21 protein-coding genes are annotated in these 21,139 nt (G+C 73.6%); 6 read left to right on the forward strand and 15 right to left on the reverse strand.

Annotated elements, in window-relative coordinates; all coding sequences use genetic code 11:
• Window positions 1-69: 69 nt before the first annotated feature.
• Window positions 70-1,146, forward strand: a complete 1,077-nt coding sequence (locus tag ACFQ46_RS11875; RefSeq protein ID WP_380259693.1) for a trypsin-like serine peptidase — start codon at window positions 70-72, stop codon at window positions 1,144-1,146.
• 73 nt (window positions 1,147-1,219) lie between these two features.
• Here the strand turns inward: ACFQ46_RS11875 and ACFQ46_RS11880 are convergent, their stop codons facing one another.
• Together ACFQ46_RS11880 and gabT are read right to left on the reverse strand one after the other, a co-directional pair.
• On the reverse strand, window positions 1,220-2,686 hold the full coding sequence (locus ACFQ46_RS11880; protein WP_380259694.1) for an NAD-dependent succinate-semialdehyde dehydrogenase: 1,467 nt from the start codon (window positions 2,684-2,686) through the stop codon (window positions 1,220-1,222).
• 26 nt (window positions 2,687-2,712) lie between these two features.
• Entirely contained in the window at window positions 2,713-4,068 is a 1,356-nt protein-coding gene (gene gabT, locus ACFQ46_RS11885; protein WP_380259695.1) for a 4-aminobutyrate--2-oxoglutarate transaminase, read from the reverse strand.
• 85 nt (window positions 4,069-4,153) lie between these two features.
• Here gabT and ACFQ46_RS11890 point away from each other — a divergent pair, with 85 nt between their 5' ends.
• Window positions 4,154-5,563 carry a PucR family transcriptional regulator gene (locus ACFQ46_RS11890; protein WP_380259696.1) on the forward strand — a complete coding sequence of 470 codons (1,410 nt, stop codon included), beginning with the start codon at window positions 4,154-4,156 and terminating at the stop codon, window positions 5,561-5,563.
• The gene (locus tag ACFQ46_RS11895) at window positions 5,554-5,949 is read left to right on the forward strand and encodes a PPOX class F420-dependent oxidoreductase (RefSeq protein WP_380259697.1); all 396 of its coding nucleotides are present in this window, start codon (window positions 5,554-5,556) and stop codon (window positions 5,947-5,949) included. Before ACFQ46_RS11890 ends, ACFQ46_RS11895 begins: the two co-directional genes overlap by 10 nt.
• Window positions 5,950-5,952: 3 nt before the next feature.
• On the opposite strand, the gene ACFQ46_RS11900 is transcribed toward ACFQ46_RS11895, so the two are convergent.
• From ACFQ46_RS11900 to rpsB, 7 genes are all read right to left on the reverse strand, one after another.
• Window positions 5,953-6,537 carry a DivIVA domain-containing protein gene (locus ACFQ46_RS11900; RefSeq protein ID WP_380259698.1) on the reverse strand — a complete coding sequence of 195 codons (585 nt, stop codon included), beginning with the start codon at window positions 6,535-6,537 and terminating at the stop codon, window positions 5,953-5,955.
• Window positions 6,534-7,709, reverse strand: coding sequence for a 23S rRNA (adenine(2503)-C(2))-methyltransferase RlmN (rlmN, locus tag ACFQ46_RS11905; protein WP_328292051.1), 1,176 nt, complete (start codon window positions 7,707-7,709; stop codon window positions 6,534-6,536). Before rlmN ends, ACFQ46_RS11900 begins: the two co-directional genes overlap by 4 nt.
• Window positions 7,710-7,752: 43 nt before the next feature.
• The gene (locus ACFQ46_RS11910) at window positions 7,753-8,643 is read right to left on the reverse strand and encodes a phosphatidate cytidylyltransferase (RefSeq protein WP_380259699.1); all 891 of its coding nucleotides are present in this window, start codon (window positions 8,641-8,643) and stop codon (window positions 7,753-7,755) included.
• A 23-nt stretch (window positions 8,644-8,666) separates the two neighbouring features.
• Entirely contained in the window at window positions 8,667-9,224 is a 558-nt protein-coding gene (frr, locus tag ACFQ46_RS11915) for a ribosome recycling factor (protein WP_328292053.1), read from the reverse strand.
• A 70-nt stretch (window positions 9,225-9,294) separates the two neighbouring features.
• Window positions 9,295-10,056 carry a UMP kinase gene (gene pyrH, locus ACFQ46_RS11920; protein ID WP_380259700.1) on the reverse strand — a complete coding sequence of 254 codons (762 nt, stop codon included), beginning with the start codon at window positions 10,054-10,056 and terminating at the stop codon, window positions 9,295-9,297.
• Window positions 10,057-10,242: 186 nt separating this feature from the next.
• A complete protein-coding gene (gene tsf, locus ACFQ46_RS11925; protein ID WP_328292054.1) occupies window positions 10,243-11,070 on the reverse strand; it encodes a translation elongation factor Ts in 828 nt (275 codons plus the stop codon).
• A gap of 113 nt (window positions 11,071-11,183) precedes the next feature.
• A complete protein-coding gene (rpsB, locus tag ACFQ46_RS11930; RefSeq protein ID WP_380259701.1) occupies window positions 11,184-12,143 on the reverse strand; it encodes a 30S ribosomal protein S2 in 960 nt (319 codons plus the stop codon).
• Window positions 12,144-12,396: 253 nt separating this feature from the next.
• Between rpsB and ACFQ46_RS11935 the strand changes: the two genes are divergently transcribed.
• The 3 genes from ACFQ46_RS11935 (at window position 12,397) to ACFQ46_RS11945 (ending at window position 14,605) form a co-directional block, all read left to right on the forward strand.
• On the forward strand, window positions 12,397-13,650 hold the full coding sequence (locus ACFQ46_RS11935; RefSeq protein WP_380259702.1) for a pyridoxal phosphate-dependent aminotransferase: 1,254 nt from the start codon (window positions 12,397-12,399) through the stop codon (window positions 13,648-13,650).
• Window positions 13,647-13,985 (forward strand): TraR/DksA family transcriptional regulator, encoded by a 339-nt coding sequence (locus ACFQ46_RS11940; RefSeq protein ID WP_380259703.1) that lies wholly within the window; start codon window positions 13,647-13,649, stop codon window positions 13,983-13,985. The genes ACFQ46_RS11935 and ACFQ46_RS11940 overlap by 4 nt, the downstream gene beginning before the upstream one ends.
• Window positions 13,986-14,080: 95 nt before the next feature.
• A complete protein-coding gene (locus ACFQ46_RS11945; RefSeq protein ID WP_380259704.1) occupies window positions 14,081-14,605 on the forward strand; it encodes a murein hydrolase activator EnvC family protein in 525 nt (174 codons plus the stop codon).
• Between the two features lie 14 nt (window positions 14,606-14,619).
• On the opposite strand, the gene whiG is transcribed toward ACFQ46_RS11945, so the two are convergent.
• The 6 genes from whiG to ACFQ46_RS11975 form a co-directional block, all read right to left on the reverse strand.
• The gene (gene whiG, locus ACFQ46_RS11950; RefSeq protein ID WP_380259705.1) at window positions 14,620-15,657 is read right to left on the reverse strand and encodes an RNA polymerase sigma factor WhiG; all 1,038 of its coding nucleotides are present in this window, start codon (window positions 15,655-15,657) and stop codon (window positions 14,620-14,622) included.
• Between the two features lie 20 nt (window positions 15,658-15,677).
• Window positions 15,678-16,619: a tyrosine recombinase XerC gene (locus ACFQ46_RS11955; protein WP_380259706.1), complete on the reverse strand. Its 942-nt coding sequence runs from the start codon at window positions 16,617-16,619 to the stop codon at window positions 15,678-15,680.
• Window positions 16,620-16,686: 67 nt separating this feature from the next.
• The gene (locus tag ACFQ46_RS11960; RefSeq protein ID WP_380259707.1) at window positions 16,687-17,856 is read right to left on the reverse strand and encodes an RtcB family protein; all 1,170 of its coding nucleotides are present in this window, start codon (window positions 17,854-17,856) and stop codon (window positions 16,687-16,689) included.
• A gap of 109 nt (window positions 17,857-17,965) precedes the next feature.
• Complete coding sequence (dprA, locus tag ACFQ46_RS11965) at window positions 17,966-19,153, reverse strand: DNA-processing protein DprA (RefSeq protein WP_380259708.1); 1,188 nt, start codon at window positions 19,151-19,153, stop codon at window positions 17,966-17,968.
• Complete coding sequence (locus tag ACFQ46_RS11970; RefSeq protein WP_380259709.1) at window positions 19,150-20,703, reverse strand: YifB family Mg chelatase-like AAA ATPase; 1,554 nt, start codon at window positions 20,701-20,703, stop codon at window positions 19,150-19,152. Before ACFQ46_RS11970 ends, dprA begins: the two co-directional genes overlap by 4 nt.
• A complete protein-coding gene (locus tag ACFQ46_RS11975; RefSeq protein ID WP_380259710.1) occupies window positions 20,703-21,062 on the reverse strand; it encodes a YraN family protein in 360 nt (119 codons plus the stop codon). Before ACFQ46_RS11975 ends, ACFQ46_RS11970 begins: the two co-directional genes overlap by 1 nt.
• Between the last annotated feature and the right edge of the window lie 77 nt (window positions 21,063-21,139).

The following is a 21,139-nucleotide window of genomic DNA, read 5'->3' on the forward strand; positions in this document are numbered from 1 at the left end:
ACTGGGGCGAATCCTCACCGGATCCGCAAGGATGACCCCAGCACCACCGGCACCGGAAGGACACCCGTCATGCGAAGACTCGTCCGAGCGAGCTCCGCCGGCGCACTCGCGCTGGCCTCCTCCCTCGTCCTCAGCCTCAGCGGGGGCAGCGCCCAGGCGGTCGAGGTGACCGGGACCGGGAGCACCTCGGTGTCGCTGCTCTCCACCACCGACGCGACCGTGCAGCAGGTGGCCACGGAGTACTGGACCCCCGAGCGCATGGCCTCCGCCCAGCCCGCGGACCGGGTCGTCGCCCCGGGTGGTCCAGCCGCCCGCCCGGCCACCCCCGAGGCTGCGCCGTCACCGTCGTCGCCGTCGACGCGTTCGACCCTCGCCGTGGGCGACGCGGCCGTGGTGGGGCGCAGCACCCGCCGCGCCTCCGGGACGGCTCCCGCCTCCACCGTCGCCACGAGCACTCCGTGGGCGGGACCGGCCGCGGTGGCGCGCAAGGTCGGCCGGTTGTTCTTCACCCAGGGGCGCGGCAACTACGAGTGCAGCGCCAGCAGCGTCGCCTCGGTCGCGGGCGACGTCATCGTCACCGCCGGGCACTGCCTGACCGAGAACGGCGTGGTCTCGACCAACGTCGTCTTCGTGCCGGGCCTGCACGGGACGAGCGCCCCCTACGGGACCTTCCCCGCGACGAAGCTGTTCACCACCACCCAGTGGCGCCAGGGCGACCAGTCGAAGGCCGAGGCCCTGAACTTCGACGTCGGGTTCGCCGTCGTGCAGTCGGTCGGTGGCCGCTCGTTGGCCGATACCGTCGGCTCCTTCGCCATCGACTTCACCCCCGCCCTGGACCCGGTGACCGTCTTCGGCTACCCCGGACGCGGCGCCGCGGCCGACGGGACCACCCTGCAGTTCTGCACCGGCACCCGGTTCACCGACGTCACCTCCACCAACGACCCCACGACCGACCGGGCCACCCTGTGCACCATGGCCGGTGGTTCCAGCGGCGGACCGTGGCTGAGCGGTTTCGACCCCGCCAAGGGCACCGGCACGGTCACCTCGGTCGTGAGCTTCAGCTACAACGACGCCACCGAGGTCCTCTACGGACCGCTGTTCGGTGACGTCGTGGCAGCCGTCTACCACGAGGCCGCGGGGAACTGACCCGCACCACCCGCAGGAGCACGAACGGCCGGTGACCCCGCGGGGTCACCGGCCGTTCGTCGTCGCCCCGTCCTCAGAGGGGGAAGTTCACGTACTTCGTCTCGAGGTACTCCTCGATCCCCTCGGCCCCGCCCTCGCGGCCGAACCCGCTGGCCTTGACCCCGCCGAACGGCGCGGCGGCGTTGGAGATGACCCCGGCGTTGAGGCCGACCATGCCGGTCTCGAGCGCCTCGGCGACGCGCATCCCCCGGTCGAGCCCCTGGGTGTAGGCGTAACCGATGAGGCCGTACTCGGTGTCGTTGGCCAACGCGACGCCCTCGGACTCCTCGTCGAAGACGACGATCGGGGCGACCGGCCCGAACGTCTCCTCGGTGAGCAGGCGGGAACCGAGCGGCACGTCGGTGAGGACGGTCGGGGCGTAGAAGTACCCGCTCTCCCCCACCGTCGACCCACCGACGACGACCTTCGCTCCCGCGTCGACGGCCTCGGAGACCCGCTGCGCCACACCGTCACGGGCGCGGGCGTCGATGAGCGGTCCGACCTGGACGCCGTCCTGCGTCCCCCGGCCGACGGTCAGCGAACCCATCCGTTCCGCGAGGCGGCGGGAGAACTCCTCCGCGACACCGCGCTGGACGTAGAACCGGTTGGCCGCGGTGCAGGCCTCCCCGGTGTTGCGCATCTTCGCGAGCATCGCCCCGTCGACCGCCTCGTCCAGGTCGGCGTCGTCGAACACCAGGAACGGGGCGTTGCCGCCGAGTTCCATCGACACCCGCAGCAGCCGCTGCGCGGACTGCTCGACGAGCTTGCGACCGACCGCGGTGGAACCGGTGAACGTCAGCTTCCGCAGCCGGGGGTCCCGCACGAGGGGTTCGACGACCTCCGCCGTCGACGTCGTCGTGACGACGTTGACGACCCCGTCGGGGACGCCGGCCTCGGCCAGCACCTGGGCCAGCAGCAGCGTCGTGAGCGGGGTCTGCGTCGCGGGCTTCACGACGATGGTGCACCCGGCGGCGAGCGCCGGGGCGATCTTGCGGGTCCCCATGGCGAGCGGGAAGTTCCACGGCAGGATCGCGAGGACCGGCCCGACGGGTTGCTTGAGGGTGAGCAGCCGGGAACCTCCGACGGGGTTCTGGGCGTAGCGGCCGGAGATCCGCGGCGCCTCCTCGGAGAACCAGCGGAAGAACTCCGCGCCGTAGGTCACCTCACCGCGGGCCTCGGCCAGGGGTTTGCCCATCTCGAGGGTCATGAGCAGGGCGAAGTCGTCGGCGCGGGCGGTGATGAGGTCGAAGGCGCGGCGCAGGACCTCGGCGCGTTCGCGGGTCGGGGTGGCGGCCCAGCCGGGGAAGGCCGCGACGGCGGCGTCGAGGGCCGCGGTGCCGTCGGCCACGCTCGCGTCGGAGACCGCGACGAGGACCTGCCCGGTCGAGGGGTCCTCGACGTCGACGGTGCGCCCACCCTCGGCGGGGCGCCAGGCGCCACCGACGAAGAGTCCGGTGGGGACCTCGCTCAGGAGTTCCTTCTCGCGCTGTTCGGTGCTCATGGCTCGATCCTGCCTGTCGGAGGGGTTCAGTGCGCGTTCTCGAAGACGGTCCCGAGCACGTCCAGGGCCTGTTCCAGCAGGGCGTCGGGGATGCTCAGCGGCGGCAGGAAGCGCAGGACGTTGCCGTCGGTACCGCAGGTCAGGACGATGACGCCGTGCTGGGCGGCGTCGGTGGCGATCCGCTTGGCCAGCGCCGCGTCCGGGGTGGTGGTCCCGGGTTCGACGAGCTCGACGGCGACCATCGCACCGCGGCCGCGGACGTCGCCGATGCGTGGGTCCCGGGCGGCCAGGGCGCGCAGCCGGGCGAAGAGGATGCCCTCGACCCGGCGGGCCCGGGCCGGCAGGTCCTCCCGCTCCAGGGTGTCCAGGGTGGCGATCGCGGCGGCGCAGGCGGCGGGGTTCCCGCCGTAGGTGCCGCCGAGGCCGCCGAGGACCGGCGCGTCCATGATCTCGGCGCGGCCGGTGACGGCCGCGAGCGGCAGACCACCGGCGACGCCCTTGGCGATGGTCACCAGGTCGGGTTCGATCCCTTCGAGGTGGCTGGCGAAGGCCGCGCCGGTGCGGGCGATCCCGGTCTGGACCTCGTCGGCGACGAAGACGACGCCGTTCTCCTTCGCCCAGGTGGCGATGGCGGGCAGGAAGCCGGGGGCCGGGACGATGAAGCCCCCCTCACCCTGGATCGGCTCGAGCACGACGGCGGCGAGGTTCGCGGCGCCGACCTGCTTCTCGATGGTGTGGATGGCGCGGGCGGCGGCGGTCGGGCCGTCGAGGCCGTCGCGGAAGGGGTAGCTCAGCGGGGCCCGGTAGACCTCGGGGGCGAAGGGGCCGAAGCCGTTCTTGTAGGGCATGTTCTTGGCGGTCATCGCCATCGTGAGGTTGGTGCGGCCGTGGTAGGCGTGGTCGAAGACGACCACGGCCTGGCGGCCGGTGTGGGCCCGGGCGACCTTCACGGCGTTCTCGACGGCCTCGGCCCCGGTGGAGAACAGGGCGGTCTTCTTCGCAAAGTCACCGGGGGTCAGGGCGTTGAGCCGCTCGGCGACCTCGACGTAGGAGTCGTAGGGCGTGATCATGAAGCAGGTGTGGGTGAACCGCGCCACCTGCTCGGCCACGGCCGCGGCGACGGCGGGGTCGGCGTTGCCGACGGTGGTGACGGCGATGCCGGAGCCGAGGTCGGCGTAGGAGTTCCCGTCGACGTCGACGACGACCCCGCCGCCGGCGGTGGCGGCGTAGAACGGCATCGACGACCCGACGGCGGCGCTCACGGCGGCGCTGCGGCGGGCGGCGAGCTCGCGCGAGAGCGGGCCCGGCACCTCGGTCCGCAACCGGATCTCCTGCGGGAGGGTGGGGCCGCCGGTGCTCACGTCCTGGCTGAGGGTCGTCATGGCCCGAACCTAGGCGCGTCGCCCCCTCGACGTCAGTGTCAGGAGTGCACTGTCGGCACCGGTCGCGCAGTGCGAGACTGCCACCGTGGTGACCCTGGCCGACCTGGTGGCGACCCCCTCGCTGGCGCTGCGCCTGGTCGGCGGCGATCCCGGCGCCCCCGTGCGCTGGGTGGCGACCAGCGAGCTGGACGACCCCACGGCGTTCCTGGAGGGCGGGGAGCTGCTGCTCACCACGGGGTTGCGGACCCCGCGCGCCGGCTGGGCGGGCTGGGTGGACCGCCTCGTCGACGCCGGGGTCGCGGGGACCGGTTTCGGGGTGGGCCTGAGCCACCGCTCGGTGCCGCGCGCCCTCGTCGCCGCCACGGCCGCCCGCGGTCTGCCGCTGCTCGAGGTCCCGCAACCGACCCCGTTCATCGCGATCTCCCGTCGTCTGGCGGACCTGTTGCGGCGCAGCGAGAACGACGCCGAGGCCGCCGCCGCCCGCACCCAGCGCGAGCTGGCCGTCGACGCCGCCGGACCGCAGGGCGTCGACGCCGTGCTGCGGCGGGTGGCCCGCAGCGTGCGCGGTCAGGCCTGGTCGCTGGCCCCCGGCGGCGGGGTCCGCGCCGCCACGACGAGGACCCCGCCCCCCGCCGAGGCCGTCGCCGGACTGCACCGGATCCAGGGTCAGGGGGCGCGGGCGAGCTGGACCGACGTGTCCCCGACCCGGTCGCTGCTGCTGCGGGCCACCGGGTCCGACGGGACGGGCTGGCTGCTCGTCTCCCTCGCCCCCGACACCCCACGGGCCGCGCACGCGACGATCGGCACGGCGGCGGCCCTGCTGGGGTTGCTCACGGCCCGCTCGTTCATCCCCCCGGGGATGGCGAGCGCCGTCGTCGACCTGGTGCTGAGCGACCGGCCCGCGGTCGCCGCCCGGCTGGCGGAGGGGGTCGGGCACCCGCTGCCCGACCCGCTCGTCGTGCTCCGCTGGAGCGGGACGCCGCCGCCGGTGGTCTGGCGGGGCGAGGACCACGCCGTTCTGCCCCCGGACGCCGTCGGGACCCCGCCGCCCGGGGCGCGCTGGGGCGTGAGTCGCCCCGTGCCCCTCGACCGGGCCGCGGAGGGGGTCCGCTCGGCCGACGCCGCCCACGCGCGCACCGGAGCGCACCGGCCCCTGGCCGCGGCGGGGTCACTGGACGACGTCCTCGACGCCGACGCGGTCGGGCCCTGGGCCCGGCAGCGGCTGGCGCCCGTGCTGGACAGCGCCGACGCGGACGTCCTCCTCGCGAGCGCCCGCGCGTTCCTGGAGCACCACGGGGCGCGGCAGTCCACGGCCGACGCCCTCGGGGTGCACCGCAACACCGTCCGGCAGCGGATCGCGCGCCTCGAAGGGCTGCTGGGCTCCTCGATGGACTCCGCGGCGGACCGGGCCGAGCTGTGGCTCGCGCTGGGTGCCCTCGGCGCCTCCCCGGGGAGGGCCGAGCCCCCGGCTGCGAAACTCGGGACATGGCCCTGAACCCTGACGACCTGCCCGCGAGCGCGCTGGAGTTCCTGACGGAGCGTCACCTGGCGACGGTGACCACGTTGCGCGCCGACGGGTCCCCGCACGTCGTCCCCGTCGGGTTCACCTTCGACGCGGGGACGGTGCGGATCATCACGTCGGGGACGTCGCGCAAGGCCGTGCACGCGCGGCGCGGTTCCCGGGTCGTCGTCGCGCAGGTCGACGGCCGGCGCTGGCTGGCGCTGGAGGGTGTCGGGTACGTGCTGGACGACGCGGAGTCGGTCGCCGACGCCGAGGGGCGCTACGCCGCCCGCTACCGCACGCCGCGCCCCAACCCGGCGCGGGTCGTCGTCGCGTTCACGGTGGACCGGGTGCTGGGGTCCGTCCCGCCCTGGGGGTGACCCTCAGCGTTCGAAGGTCACCATGAGCTCGACGACGCGGTCGAGGAACGCGTCGACGGGGGCCTCGCGGTAGCCGCGGCGGCCCCGGCGGGGACGGAACAGCGCCGTGCGGACCTCGTCGGCGCTGAGCTTCGTCGTGCCCCGGAAGTGGTCGGCGAGCAGTTCGCACAGCGCGTCGACGTCGCCCGGCCGGTAGCCGCGGCGCAGACCGCGGGCGCGGGGGAAGCGCTCCCCGCGCGGTTCCTTCAGACGTCCCGAGACCGCCGCGCCGAGGGCGGCCTGCCGCTCGGTGAAGGGTCGCTGGTCGCTCTGGGCCAGCGAGCGCTGACGTTCCCGACGGGCCAGGCCGTCCTCGATCTCGGCGAGCAGGGCGTCGGTGTCGGCGACGTCGTAGCCGCCGAACTGCGAGCCGAAGCCGACGGCCCGGACCTGCCCCGAGGCGACGCGCCCGGCCGGGACGGCCTGGGCGATGTGGTCGAAGAACACGTCGACGTCCTCGACGCGGTAGCCGCGTCGCAGACCCTTGAGGCGCGAGGGCCGCTCCTGCAGCAGCTGCGACAGGGGCAGGCCCTCGACGCTCTGGGTCATGCCTTCGGCTGTTCCGGGCCGATCGCGGCGAGCTGCCCGCAGGCCCCGTCGATCTCGCTGCCGCGGGTGTCGCGCACGGTCGTCGGGATGCCGCGGTTCTCCAGGGCGGCGACGAACGCCTTCTCCACGGCCGGGTCGCTGGCGGTCCACTTCGATCCCGGGGTCGGGTTCAGCGGGATCGGGTTGACGTGCACCCAGCCGCGGCCCCGGGCGTTGAGCAGCTTGCCGAGGCGGTCCGCACGCCACGCCTGGTCGTTGATGTCGCGGATCAGCGCGTACTCGATGCTGACCCGGCGGCCCGTCGCCTCGAAGTAGCGGCGCGCGGCGTCGAGGGCCTCCGCGACGTTCCAGCGCTGGTTGATCGGGACGAGGTCGTTGCGCAGTTCGTCGTCGGGGGCGTGCAGGCTCAGCGCCAGCGTCGCCGCGATCCCCTCCTGGGCGAACTTGTCGATCGCCGGGACGAGGCCGACCGTCGACATCGTGATGCCGCGGGCGGAGATCCCGAGGCCGTCCGGGGCGGGCTGGACCAGGCGGCGCACGGCGGCGACGGCCGACTTGTAGTTGGCCAGCGCCTCGCCCATGCCCATGAAGACGACGTTGTTGACGCGACCGGGACCGCCGGGGACCTCGTCGCGCGCCAGGGCACGGGAGGCCGCGGTGACCTGCTCCACGATCTCGGCCGTGGAGAGGTTGCGGGTCAGACCCGCCTGACCGGTGGCGCAGAACGGGCAGTTCATCCCGCAGCCGGCCTGGCTGGAGATGCAGATGGTGTCGCGGTTCTTGTAGCGCATGAGGACGGACTCGACGAGCGCACCGTCGTGCATCCGGTAGAGCGACTTGATCGTCTTGCCGGCGTCGGCGGTGAGCGTGCGGATCGGCGTCAGCACCGTCGGCAGCAGCGCCGCCGCGATCCGGTCGCGGCTCGCGGCCGGGAGGTCCGTCATCTTCGCCGGGTCGTCCTCGAGGCGCTCGAACCACTGCGTGGCGAGCTGCTTGCCGCGGAACGCCTTCTCCCCCAGCTCCACCATCGCCGGGCCGCGTTCCTCGGGTTCGAGGTCGACGAAGTGGCGCGGCGGCTTGCCGCGGCGGGGGGCGGCCATCACCAGCTTGCCGGGGCCGGCAGGCGCCAGGGGCAGCGGTTCGCGGGTGGGGGCATCCGGAGGAGTCGTCATCGTGACTCCATGGTAAGGGCCCGCGGAAGTGGCCGACGCGCGGTCAGGAGGGGACGAGCCAGAGCAGCAGCAGGTAGACCACCGGCGCCGCGGGCAGCAGCGAGTCGAGGCGGTCCATGACCCCGCCGTGGCCGGGCAGCAGCGTGCCCATATCCTTGATGCCGAGGTCGCGCTTGAGCATCGACTCGGACAGGTCGCCGAGGATCGCGACCACGACGGTGACGACTCCGAGCAGGACCCCGCCCCACCACGGTCCACCCAGCGCCAACGGCAGGGCGATCGCCCCGGCGAGGGCACCGACGACGACGGAGCCGGCCGTCCCCTCCCACGACTTCTTCGGGCTCACCGACGGCGCCATGGGGTGCTTGCCCCACAGGACCCCCGCCGCGTAGCCACCGACGTCGCTGGCCACCACGAGGATGACGAAGACGAGGACCCGCCAGGGTCCCTGGTCGGCGGCCAGCATGAGCATCGCGAAACCGGCCAGCAGCGGGCCGTAGCTGACGATGAAGATGCCGCCGGCGACGTCGCGCACGGCCGGGACGGTGGTCTCCGCCCCGTGGTCGCCGCCGTCACCGAGGAGGCGGTAGACGATGACGGCGAAGACCGTGAGCGCGTAGGCCACGAACAACGTCTCGCCACTGCCGAGGTAGGCCCCCGGCACCATGGCCAGGGTGCCCGCCACGGGGGGCAGGACCGGGACCCGCAGGTGGCGCGCGCGGAACGCCCGCACCACCTCGACGCAGCCGTAGAGCACCGCGACGCTGGTGAAGACGACGAACGCCTCACGCCGGATGAACAGGCTGGCCACGACGACGGCACCGAGGCCGACGCCGATGCCGATGGCGGCGGGCAGGTTGCGGCCCGCCCGCCGGGGAGCCCTGGGAGGGTGGGGGGTTCCCGTCGTCGGGGTCCCCGTCGTCTCGCCCGTCACGTCGCGCCTCGCGTCCCCGTCGCTCAGACGGCGAGCAGTTCGGCTTCCTTGTTCTTCAGCAGGTCGTCGACGGCGTCGACGTGCCGCTTGGTGACCGACTCGAGTTCCTTCTCCGCCCGCGCGACCTCGTCCTCACCGGCCTCACCGTCCTTGACGATGCGGTCCAGCTCCTCCTTGGCGCGACGGCGCACGTTGCGCAGCGAGACGCGGGCGTCCTCGGCCTTGGTGCGCGCGATCTTGATGTAGTCCTTGCGGCGTTCCTCGGTCAGCTGCGGCAGCACGATCCGGATGACGTTGCCGTCGTTGCCCGGGTTCACCCCGAGGTCGGAGTTGCGCAGGGCCTTCTCGATCTCCGTCATCGCCGCCCGGTCGAAGGGGGTGATGAGCACCGAGCGCGCCTCGGGGATCTGGAAGCTGGCCAGCTGCTGCAGCGGGGTCGGCGCACCGTAGTAGTCGACCATGATCTTGTGGAACATCGCCGCGTTGGCCCGGCCCGTCCGGATGGCACCGAAGTCGCCCTTGGCGACCTCGATCGCCTTTTCCATCTTCTCCTCGGCCTCGAGGAGCGTGTCGTCGATCACGGGTGGTCCCTTTCGTCCTGCGTCCGGCGCGTGCTGTCCGCCTGTGGTGCCGTCGATCCGCGCGGTGGGCTCAGTCGGCGATCACCTGCGTGCCGATCCTCTCACCCCGGAGTGCCCGAGCCACGCCCTGGCCCTCCATCCCGAAGACCATCATCGGGAGGCGGTTGTCCATGCAGAGGCTGAAGGCCGTCTGGTCGATGACGCGCAGGTTCTTCCGCATCGCCTCGGCGTAGCTGATCGTGTCGATCTTGGTGGCGTGCGGGTCGGTGCGCGGGTCGCCCGTGTAGACGCCGTCGACACCGTTCTTCGCCATGAGGACCACGTCGGCGCGGACCTCCAGCGCCCGTTGGGCGGCGACGGTGTCGGTGGAGAAGTACGGCATGCCGGCGCCGGCGCCGAAGATCACGACGCGACCCTTCTCCATGTGCCGGATCGCGCGCCGCGGGATGTACGGCTCGGCGACCTGACCCATCGTGATGGCCGTCTGGACGCGCGTGGAGACGTCCTGCTGCTCGAGGAAGTCCTGCAGGGCCAGGGCGTTCATCACGGTGCCGAGCATGCCCATGTAGTCGGCGCGGCTGCGTTCCATCCCGCGCTGGGACAGCTCCGCACCGCGGAAGAAGTTGCCGCCGCCGACGACGATGGCGACCTGCACCCCCTGCTTGACGGGCCCGGCGATCTCGCGGGCCACCTCGGAGATGACGTCGGGGTCGACACCGACCTGACCGTTGCCGAAGAACTCGCCCGAGAGCTTGAGGAGCACCCGTCGGTAGGCCGGGCGCGGTTGCACGGTGCCGGCTTCGAGGTCGACGGTCAGGCTCGGCTCGCTCACGCGGTGGCTCCTCGGGGGGTGCAGGGGTCGGTCGGCGGTGTCGGGGCAGTCTGCCCCAGACGAGGTGCGCGGGTCACGCTCAGTGACCCGCCACTGGTCCGGACGGGACGCCCGGACGCGCGAACGGGGCGGGGAGACCCGACTCTCGTCGGGCTCCCCGCCCCGTCCACGTCACTGCGGTGGTGCTCAGGCGCCGGCGCGGAAGCGCGCGAACGACGTGACGTTCACGCCCGCCGCGGCCAGCAGCTTGGTGATCGTCGTCTTCGGGTCCTTCGCGAACGGCTGCTCCAGCAGGACGTTGTCCTTGAAGAAGCTGTTCACGCGACCCTCGATGATCTTCGGCAGGGCGGCCTCGGGCTTGTTCTCCGCCCGCGAGGTCTCCTCGGCGATGCGGCGCTCGCTCTCGACCTTCTCGGCCGGGACCTCGTCGCGGGTGAGGTAGACCGGGCTCATGGCCGCGGCGTGCATCGCCACGTCCTTGCCGACCTCCTCGTTGGCCCCGTCGAGGGCCACGAGCACACCGATCGTCGGCGGCAGGTCGCTCGCCGTGCGGTGCAGGTAGGCGGAGACGTGCGTGCCCTCCACGCGGGCCACGCGGGCCAGGACGATCTTCTCGCCCATCGTCGCGTTGGCCTCGTCGAGGACCACCTGCACGCTCTTGCCGTCCAGCTCCGAGGCCAGCAGCGACTCGGCGTCGGTGGCCTTGACGGCCACGGCCTGGTCGAGCACCTGCTGGGCGAGGGCGACGAAGCCGGCGCTCTTGGCGACGAAGTCCGTCTCGCAGTTGAGCTGGACCATGACGCCGAGACCGGTCTCGGTGTGCACGACGACCAGACCGTTGGAGGCGTCGCGGTCCTCGCGCTTGGCGACGCCCTTCTGGCCCTTGATGCGGAGCAGCTCGATGGCCTTCTCGACGTCGCCCTCGGACTCCACGAGCGCGTTCTTGCAGTCGAGCATGCCCGCGCCGGTCTTCTCGCGCAGCGCCTTGACGTCAGCGGCGGTGTACGCAGCCACGGTCGTTCCTCTCGTCGTCCATCGGGGTTCTCGGGTGGAGCGGACGCGCGGACGCCCCGGGCCTCACGGCCCGGGGCGTCACCACAGGCGTCCTGTGTCAGGTGCTGCGGGCCTCAGGCCTGGGCAGCGGCTTCGGCGGGCTCGGCCGCAGCGTCGGCCTCGGGGGCAGCGTCGGTCCCGGGGGCAGCGTCGACCTCGGGCGCTTCGGCAGCGACCTCGGCCGGCTGGCCCTCGGCGGCTTCGGCCTCGGCGGCCTCCGGCGCGGTGGAGGCCTCGGCGGTGGCCGTGGACTCGGAGCCACCGGACTGCTCACCCTCGCTGCCTGCGAGCAGGTCCTGCTCCCAGGCCGCGAGCGGCTCGGTGTCGGACTCCGACTTGCCACCGTGGCGGACCTGGAGGCCCGCGGCGACGGCGTCGGCGATGACGCGGGTCAGCAGCGTGACGGAGCGGATCGCGTCGTCGTTGCCAGGGATGCGGTAGTCGACGTCGTCGGGGTCGCAGTTGGAGTCGAGGATCGCGACGACGGGGATGTTCAGCTTCTTCGCCTCGTCGACGGCGAGGTGCTCCTTGTTGGTGTCGACGATCCACACCGCGGAGGGGACCTTGGTCATGTCGCGGATGCCGCCGAGGGTCTTGGTCAGCTTGGCGTACTCGCGGCTCAGGACCAGCAGTTCCTTCTTCGTGAGGCCGGAGGCGGCCACGTCGTCGAAGTCGACCTCTTCGAGCTCACGCATGCGCGCGATCCGCTTGGAGACGGTCTGGAAGTTGGTCAGCATCCCGCCGAGCCAACGCTGGTTCACGAAGGGCATGCCCACGCGGGCGGCCTGCTCCGCGATGGACTCCTGAGCCTGCTTCTTGGTGCCGATGAAGAGGATGGAACCGCCGTGGGCGACGGTCTCCTTCACGAAGTCGTAGGCGCGGTCGATGAACGACAGCGACTGCTGCAGGTCGATGATGTAGATGCCGTTGCGCTCCGTGAAGAGGAAGCGCTTCATCTTGGGGTTCCAGCGGCGGGTCTGGTGTCCGAAGTGCACACCGGACTCGAGCAGCTGGCGCATCGTCACGACGGCCATGGGTGGTCCTCCTCGTGTCGGCCCCGCTCGGGGCCGATCGGTTCTTCCGCAGCGTGCCGGTCGGCTCGCCGCGCCTGGTCCTCGTGGCGCACCCCACCACCCGGTGGACCGGGTGGACCGAAAGGGTGCTTCCCCCCTGCGTCGGAGCAGGGAGCGGGGACGCGATGTCACCCTGGACGCAGCTCCGAGGTCGGGAGTCCGAGGACTCCGCTGCCACGGAGCGCGTACCGGGTGCCCCCGTAGTCTACGACGCGTGAGCACTGGTCTCGACCGCGGCGCGTCGGCGCCCTCCCCGGCCCCCACGACGACTCCCGCGACGACTCCGGCGGGGAGTCCCGTGGTCTCCCGCATGCGACGTTTCGGGCCGACGATCTTCGCCGAGATGTCCGCGCTCGCGGTGCGCACCGGGGCGGTCAACCTGGGGCAGGGCTTCCCCGACTCCGACGGCCCCGCCTCGATCCTCGACGACGCCGTCACCGCGATCCGCTCGGGCCACAACCAGTACCCGCCGGGCATCGGCGTCCCCGCGCTGCTCGAGGCGGTCGCCGAGCACCAGCACCGCTTCTACGGGCTCCCCCTCGACCCCACGACGGAGGTCCTGGTCACCGCCGGGGCCACCGAGGCGGTCGCCGCGAGCCTGCTGGCGCTGTGCGAACCCGGCGACGAGGTCGTGGTGCTCGAACCGACCTACGACTCCTACGCCGCCGTCATCGCCCTCGCCGGGGCCGTGCAGCGCTCGGTGCCCCTCCTCCCCGGCCCCGACGGGTTCGTCCTCGACCGCGACGGGCTGCGGTCGGCGTTCTCCGAGCGCACGAGGGTCGTCCTGCTGAACACCCCGCACAACCCGACCGGGGCGGTGCTCTCCGCCGAGGAGGTCGCGGCCGTCGCCGCCCTGGCCGTCGAGTTCGACGCCGTCGTCGTGACCGACGAGGTGTACGAGCACCTGGTCTTCGACGGCCGCGCCCACGTCCCCGTGGCGACCCTGCCGGGGATGGCCGATCGGACGCTGACGGTGTCCTCGGCGGGGAAGACGTTCTCCGTGACGGGCTGGAAGGTCGGCTGGGTCAGCGGCCCGGCGCCGCTGGTCGCCGCGGTCCGCACCGTCAAGCAGTTCCTCACCTACGTCAACGCCGGCCCGTTCCAGCCGGCGGTCGCGGCGGCGCTGGCGCTGCCGGACTCCTTCTACTCCGAGCTCGCCGGCGACCTGCAACGGCGACGCGACCTGCTCGTCGCGGGGCTGCGCTCGGCCGGGTTCGCGGTGTCCGTCCCGGCCGGGACGTACTTCGTCGTCGCCGACCCGCGACCCCTCGGCCACTCCGACGGCACCGCGCTGTGCCGCGAACTCCCCCACCTGGCCGGGGTCGTGGGGGTCCCCGTGTCGGCGTTCTGCGAACCGGGGAGCGTTGCCGCGCAAGCCGTCGAGCCGCTGGTCCGGTTCACGTTCTGCAAGTCCGACGCGGTGCTGGAGGAGGCCTGCGACCGGCTGCAGGCCCTGCGCTCGCGGTGAGCCTGCGCGAGACGCTGCTGGCGGAACGGGCCGACGCCGCGGTGCGGGCGGCCGGGCTGGAGCGCGAACTCGCCAGTGCGCTGGAGGCGGCCGCCGAGGGCACGGCCGACGACGAGCACGACCCCGAGGGCTCGACGACGGCGTTCGAGCGGGCTCAGGTCGCGGCCGTGCTGCAGCAGGTGCGCGAGCGCCTCGACGCCCTCGACGACGCACTCGCACGGGTCGGGGACCCGGGGTTCGGCACCTGCGCGGTCTGCGGTCGGGCGATCGCCCCGGAACGGCTCGCGGCCCGGCCGTGGACCACGACGTGCGTGGAGTGCGCCGGGCGACGGTGACGACGACCCGTGCACAGGGTCGCGCCGTCCACAGACCACGCCCGGCCGGTCCGCCGGGGCGCTCGACGGGGTGCTCGGCGGGTGAGGCTGTCCCGGTGCTGCCCTCCGCCGTCCCGACCGGTCTCGTCGCGTTCGCCTCGGCGGTGGGGGTGGCCGGGGTGGTGGCGACCACCGTCCCCGCGCCGGCGTCCCCGCCGGCGACGCTCGCGGTCGTCGGGTCCTGGGTCTGGCCGGTGGAGCCGCCGCGGGTGCTGCGGGAGTTCGAGCACGTCGGTCGCTACGAGGCGGGTCATCGCGGGGTCGACCTCGCCGCGTCCCCCGGCCAGCCGGTCGCCGCCGTCGAGGGCGGGACGGTCACCTTCGCCGGGCCGGTGGCCGGCCGCGAGGTCGTGGTGGTGCTGCACGCCGACGGACTGCGGACGACCTACGAACCCCTCGCCCCGCTGGTGTCGAGCGGGGACGGCGTCAGGGCCGGTCAGCCGCTGGGGACGCTGTCGGGGCCGGCGCACTGCGCGACCGACTGCCTGCACCTCGGCCTGCGCGACGGCGACCGCTACCTGGACCCGCTGGGCCGGTTGCGGGCCGCCGCGCCCGTCCTGCTGCCGCTGGGTCGGCCGTGAGCTGCGGCCGTGGGCTACTCCGCGTCGGAGAGCTTGCCTCGCAGCTGCAGGACGGCCTTGGTGTGCATCTGGCAGATGCGGGACTCCGTGACCCCGAGGACGCGACCGATCTCGGCCAGGGTGAGGCCCTCGTAGTAGTAGAGGGTGACGACGATCTTCTCGCGCTCGGGCAGCTGGTTGATCGCCCGCGAGAGGAGGAACTTGGTCTCCTCCTTCTCGAAGGACTGCACCGGGTCCTCGGCCTTGGTGTCCTCGAGGGTGTCGACGAGGGAGAGCTTGTCGCCCTTCTCCCCCGAGACGCTGAGGAGTTCGTCCAGGGCCACGACGTTGACGTAGGACACCTGGCTGAAGATGTGGTGCAGGTCGCTGAGGGCGATCCCCATCCGTTCCGCCACCTCGACCTCGGTCGGGGTGCGGTGCAGCTCACCCTCGAGGGAGGCGTAGGTGCGTTCGACCTCACGGGCCTTGCTGCGCACCGAGCGCGGGATCCAGTCGATCGCGCGCAGCTCGTCGATGATCGCGCCACGGATGCGGGAGATCGCGTAGGTCTCGAACTTGATGGCGCGCTCGATGTCGAACTTCTCGATGGCGTCGATGAGCCCGAAGATGCCGTAGGAGACGAGGTCGGCCTGCTCGATGTTGGGCGGCAGCCCCACCCCGACGCGACCGGCGACGTACTTCACCAGCGGTGAGTAGTGCATGATCAGCCGTTCGCGGACCGCAGGATCGGCGCCCGACTTGAACTCCTCCCACATGGCCCGCAGCGCCGCTTCGGCCTGCTCCTGCTCGGGGGTCTGCGGACCCTTGCGGGAGGTGAAGCGCGCGTTGGCCTGCGGCCGACCGGCCGGGCGGTTCTCGTCGACCGGCGCCCCGTTGCCGGCCGCGGCGTCCGCGGCGGCCTCCACGGCCCGGTTGGTCTTCTGGTCGGCCTCGGTCGTTCCGACGGTGTCGATGGTGCGCTCCTGTCCATCCTCGACCACGCGCAGGTCGGAACCGGTGCTGTGGTCCGTCTCCTGCGTGGTGGCACGCTCGCGGCCCGCTCCTGAGTCCACCGTGGTCCTCCCCCGGACGGTCAGGCCCGGGGGTGGGCCTGACGGTGCGATCTCCGCAAGCGGTCCACGGAGACGTGCGTGTAGATCTGCGTCGTTGACAGCGTAGCGTGACCGAGCAACTCCTGTACGCTACGAAGGTCAGCTCCTCCGTCCAGCACGTGCGTCGCCGCCGCGTGCCGCAGACCGTGCGGAGAGATCGCCGAAGGCCCCGGCAACGCCGCCGTCGCCCGGTTCACCACGGCCCGCACCTGACGCTGGTCCACCCGCCGGCCCCGGCGCCCGAGGAAGACGGCCGCATCGGACTCCGGTCCCGCCAGGCCCGGCCGCCCCTCCTCCAGCCACCTGCGCACCGCGTCCCGCGCCGGTACCCCGAACGGGACGACCCGCTCGCGGTCGCCCTTGCCCAGCACGCGGGCCGTGTGCTCCCCCAGGTCGACGTCGTCCGTGTCCAGGCCCACCACCTCCGCGACCCGACAGCCCGTCGCGTACAGCAGCTCGAGCAACGCGCTGTCCCGCAGCACCAACGGATCCCGCTGCGGCGCAGCGTCGTGCGCCGCGGCAGCCGCCGCGTCCAGGACTCCCGCCACCTGGCTCGCGCCGAGCACCCGGGGCAGGTGCTGGGCCCGCTCGGGCGCCTGCAACCGCAGACCCGGGTCCCCCGGCAGGCGACCCGATCGGTGCGCCCAGGCCGTGAACGTCCGCGCCGCCGCCGACCGCCGGGCCAGCGTCGACCGCGCGTGGTCCTCGGCGGCCCCCGCCAGCCACGCCCGCAGGTCCGCCAGGCCCAGCACCGTCAGGTCGAGGGTCCCGTCGTCGTCGACCGGCACGGTCAGCTGCAGCAGGTCCCGCACGTCGGAGCAGTAGGCCCGCACGGTGTTCGCCGACGCGTTGCGCTCCGCCCGCAGGTGGGCCGCGAAGGCGTCGAGCAGCTGCTGGGGGCTCTCGGAGCGGACGGGTGACACCCCTGCACCGTCACCCGTCCGGCCGATCCGTGCAACCACGCCACGCGCGCCGGCCGCGTCGGGGGACTCAGTCCCCCTTGACGTTCACCACCTGACGCAGCGTGTGACGCACCTCCACGAGGTCTGCGGCGTCGGCCATGACCCGGTCGATGTCCTTGTAGGCGGCCGGGATCTCGTCCAGGAAGGCGTCGGTGTCGCGGTACTCGATGCCCTTCATCGCCTCCCGCAGCTCCTCGTGGGTGAACCTCCGCCGGGCCGCCGACCGGCTGAACTCCCGCCCCGCGCCGTGCGGGGAGGAGTCCAGCGAGAGCCGGTCGCCCTTGCCCACCACGACGTAGCTCGCGGTGCCCATCGATCCCGGCACCAGTCCCGGTCGTCCCGCGTCGGCCCGGATCGCCCCCTTGCGGGAGAGCCAGACCTCACGGCCGAAGTGCCGTTCCCGCTCGGTGTAGTTGTGGTGGCAGTTGATCCGTTCCTGCTCCACGACCGCCTCCCCGAGGAAGTCGGAGAGGCGGGCCGCGACCCGGTCCATCATCTCCTCGCGGTTGAGCAGGGCGAACTGCTGCGCCCAGCGCAGGTCCGCGATGTAGTCGTCGAACTCCGGGGTCCCCTCGACGAGGTAGGCGAGGTCACGGTCGGGCAGTTCGATGAACCACTGCGCGCACAGCCGCTGGGCGACGGCGATGTGGTGGGTCGCCAGCTTGTTCCCCGGACCGCGGGACCCGGAGTGCAGGAACAGCCAGACGGCGTCGGTCTCGTCGAGCGACACCTCGATGAAGTGGTTCCCCGAGCCCAGCGTGCCCAGCGCCGTCCGCCACCGGGGGGCCAGCGACTCCCGGAACTCCGCGCGGTCGGAATGCAGCGCCTCGAGCTCGGCGACCCGCGGGCGGGCGGTCGCCGAGACGTCGCGGTTCGCGGCCCCGGCCGAGAGCGGGACGCTGCCCTCGATCGCCTCGCGCAGCACCGAGAGGTCCCGGCCCGCGAGGTCGTCGGCGTGGAACTGGGTGCGGACCGCGATCATCCCGCAGCCGATGTCCACCCCGACGGCCGCCGGGATGATCGCCCCGTCCGTGGGGATGACCGAGCCGACGGTCGCCCCCTTGCCGAGGTGGGCGTCGGGCATGAGCGCGATGTGCGGGAACACGAAGGGCATCGTGGAGGCGGTCTCGGCCTGCCGGCGCGTCTTCTCCTCCAGGATCGACGCCCAGTTCACCAGTTTGCCGTTCAGCCGTTCCACGACGGTTCCTCTCCACTCCTCGTCCGGTGATGAGCCTGCGCGGCAACGGTTCCCGCGCCAGGCACGAGGATCGACGGTACCCGCCGCGCTCCGGGGTTCCCAGGGGTTTTCACCCCGCCACCCCCGAACGCCAGCCGTCGGCGTCCCGCACCGCGACCCCGGAGAGCTCGAGCCGGCCGAGGACGGACTGGACGAGCGGCAGGTCGAGGCCCGCCTCGCGCGCCAACCGCTCCAGGCCGTGGCTCCCCCGGCGCGGCAGGCACTCCGCGACCCGGAGCTCCTCGCGGTCCAGGCCGTCGAAGGCCCGTCGCTCGACGCTCGGCACGGCCACCTCCTCCCGGCCGAGCTCGCCGAGGAGTTCCGCGACCTCGTCCGCGCTGGTGACGCAGACCGCCCCGCGCTCGCGCAGCAACCGGTGGCAGCCCGCCGACGCGGGCGAGGTCACCGGCCCCGGGACGGCCCCGACGGGTCGCATCAGGCGCTCGGCCCGGTCCGCCGTCGAGAGCGCGCCGGAACGCCACGCGGCCTCGACCACGACCGTCCCGCTGGTGAGCGCCGCGATCAGCCGGTTGCGTTCCAGGAACCGCCAGCGCGTCGGGGTGGAACCCGGCGGGACCTCGCTGACGAGGGCACCGCGTTCGGCGAGACGCGCCAGCAACGCGGCGTTGCCCAGCGGGTAGCTGCGGTCCACCCCGCAGGCCAGCACCGCCACGCTGACGCCGTCGACCGCGAGCGCCGCCCGGTGGGCCGCGGCGTCGATCCCGAACGCTCCGCCGCTGACGACGGCGAAACCCCGGTCGGACACCCCCGCGGCGAGTTCGGAGGTGACGTGCTGGCCGTAGGCGGTGGCGGCGCGGGCGCCGACGAGGGCGGCGCTGCGGGCGGTGACCTCGCGCAGGTGCGCAGGTCCGCGGACCCACAGGCAGAACGGTGCACCGAGGGGTCGTTCGCCGGTTCCGTCGTGGTCGAGGTCGGCGAGGCGTTGCGGCCACTCGTCGTCACCGGGGACGAGCAGCCGTCCACCGGCCGCGCGGACGGTGGCGAGGTCGGAGGCGGGGTCGACGTCGGGCAGCCGGGTGCGCCAGCGGTCGGGTCCGCGTCCGGTGAGCACGGCCTCGAGCGCGGTGACGGCGCCGACCTCGGCGACGAGGTGGGCGGCGGCCGCGTCACCCGGTTCGGCGAGGCGGCTCCAGGTGGCGCGGGCGAGGCGTTCGTCCGCCAGGGCGGCCCGCAGGACGCTGGGCACGCGACCCGTCGCCGGGAGGGCGTCCTGCCCCGGACCGGGACGGCGGTTCACGCGCCCGCTCCGACGATCAGGGTCCCGCGCAGGGCGAGAGCGCGTCCGACGTCGTCGCGGTCGGGTGCGTCGGCCCCGCGCAGGTCCGCGACGGTCCACGCGACGCGCAGCACACGGTCGACCCCGCGCAGGGTGAGGACTCCGCGGTCCAGGGCGCGGTCGAGGTCGGAGGTCACGGCGGGGGGCAGCCGCAGGGGGCCCCGCAGCAGCGGGCCGCGCAGTTCGCCGTTGGTGGCGACGTCGTGACGGCGCAACCGCTCCGCCTGGACGGCGCGCGCGGCGGCGACCCGGGCGGCGACGACGGCACTGGACTCCCCGGGGCGGGCGTCGGCCACCTCGGCCCGGGTGACGGCCTGCACCTGCAGCTGCACGTCGACGCGGTCCAGCAGCGGGCCGGAGAGCTTCGCGGCGTAGCGGCGGCGGGCCTGTGAGCTGCACGTGCAGTCCAGGCCCTTGCCGGTGCTGCGCCCGCAGGGACAGGGGTTGGCCGCCAGCACGAGCTGGAACCGGGCGGGGTAGCGGGCGGCACCGCGGGTGCGGTGCAGGACGAGCTCGCCCTGCTCCAGCGGCTGGCGCAGGGCGTCGAGGACGCGGGCCTCGAACTCCGGGGCCTCGTCGAGGAAGAGGACCCCGCGGTGGGCGCGGGACACCGCACCGGGCCGCGGGATCCCGCTGCCGCCGCCGACGACGGAGGCCACCGACGCCGTGTGGTGGGGGTCCTCGTAGGGCGGGCGGGTGATGAGCGCCGTCCCGGCCCGACCACGCAGGGTGCCGGCGACGGAGTGCACGGCGGTGACCTCGAGGGCGGCCTCCTCGTCGAGGTCGGGCAGCAGCCCCGGAAGACGGGCCGCGAGCATCGTCTTGCCCGCTCCCGGGGGACCGTTCATCAGCAGGTGGTGAGCGCCGGCCGCGGCGACCTCCAGCCCGAACCGCGCCTCGGGCTGGCCGACGACGTCGGCGAGGTCGAGGACGCCCCCGGGACGTCGCGGTGCGGGAGGCGTGAACGCCCGCGGCGCGTCCGGGAGTTCCAGGGCCGGGTCGCCGCGGTAGTCGGCGACGAGTTCGGCCAGCCACCGGACCCCGCGGACGCTGATCCCGGGGACGAGGGCGGCCTCCTCGGCCGTGGCCTCGGGGACGACGACGCGCCTGACCCCGGCGCGGGCGGCGGCGAGCACCGCGGGCAGCACGCCGTCGACGGCGCGGACGCTGCCGTCCAGGCCGAGTTCCCCGAGGTGGACGACCTCTGCGGAGGGTTCCGACGGCAGGACCCCGGCCGCGGTGAGCGTGGCCACCGCGACGGCGAGGTCGAACCCGCTGCCGGTCTTGGGCAGCGTCGCCGGTGAGAGGTTGACGGTGATCCGTTGCTGGGGCAGCGGGAACCCGGAGTTCGCCGCGGCCGCGCGGACGCGGTCCTTGGCCTCGTGCAGCGACGCGTCGGGCAACCCCACGAGCACGAAGGCCGGCAGCCCGGTGGAGATGTCGGCCTCGACCTCGACGAGGTGGCCGTCGAGGCCGACCAGGCCCACGGCGAGGGAGCGCGCGAGGGCCATCAGGACACCCCGCGGACGTGCTGGACCCGGGCCGGTCCCCGCGGCGGCAGGGTGACCGCGACGACGTCGAGGCGCACCTGCCCCGGGTGGACGCCGGGGTGGGCCTTGAGCCACTCCCCGAGGAGGCCGCGCAGGCGGGCGACCTTGTCGGGGGTGACGGCCTCCAGGGCCGTGCCGGCGCTCTCGCTGCGGCGGGTCTTGACCTCGCACACGACGAGGCAGTCCCCGTCCCGCGCCACCAGGTCGATCTCGCCGAGCCGGCACCGCCAGTTGCTCTCGAGGACCGTCATCCCGGCCTCGGTCAACCGCCGGGCGGCCACCCGTTCCCCGTACTGCCCCACGGCGTCCTTCGCGCGCACGTGCACCACCTCCGGCGAGAAGGGTGCGTGCCGGGGAGGGCGGGCGTGGGCCGGGCAGGACGACGGTGTGGACAACG

This window comes from Kineococcus sp. GCM10028916, from assembly GCF_042674865.1.
In the GTDB taxonomy this organism is placed as follows: domain Bacteria; phylum Actinomycetota; class Actinomycetes; order Actinomycetales; family Kineococcaceae; genus Kineococcus.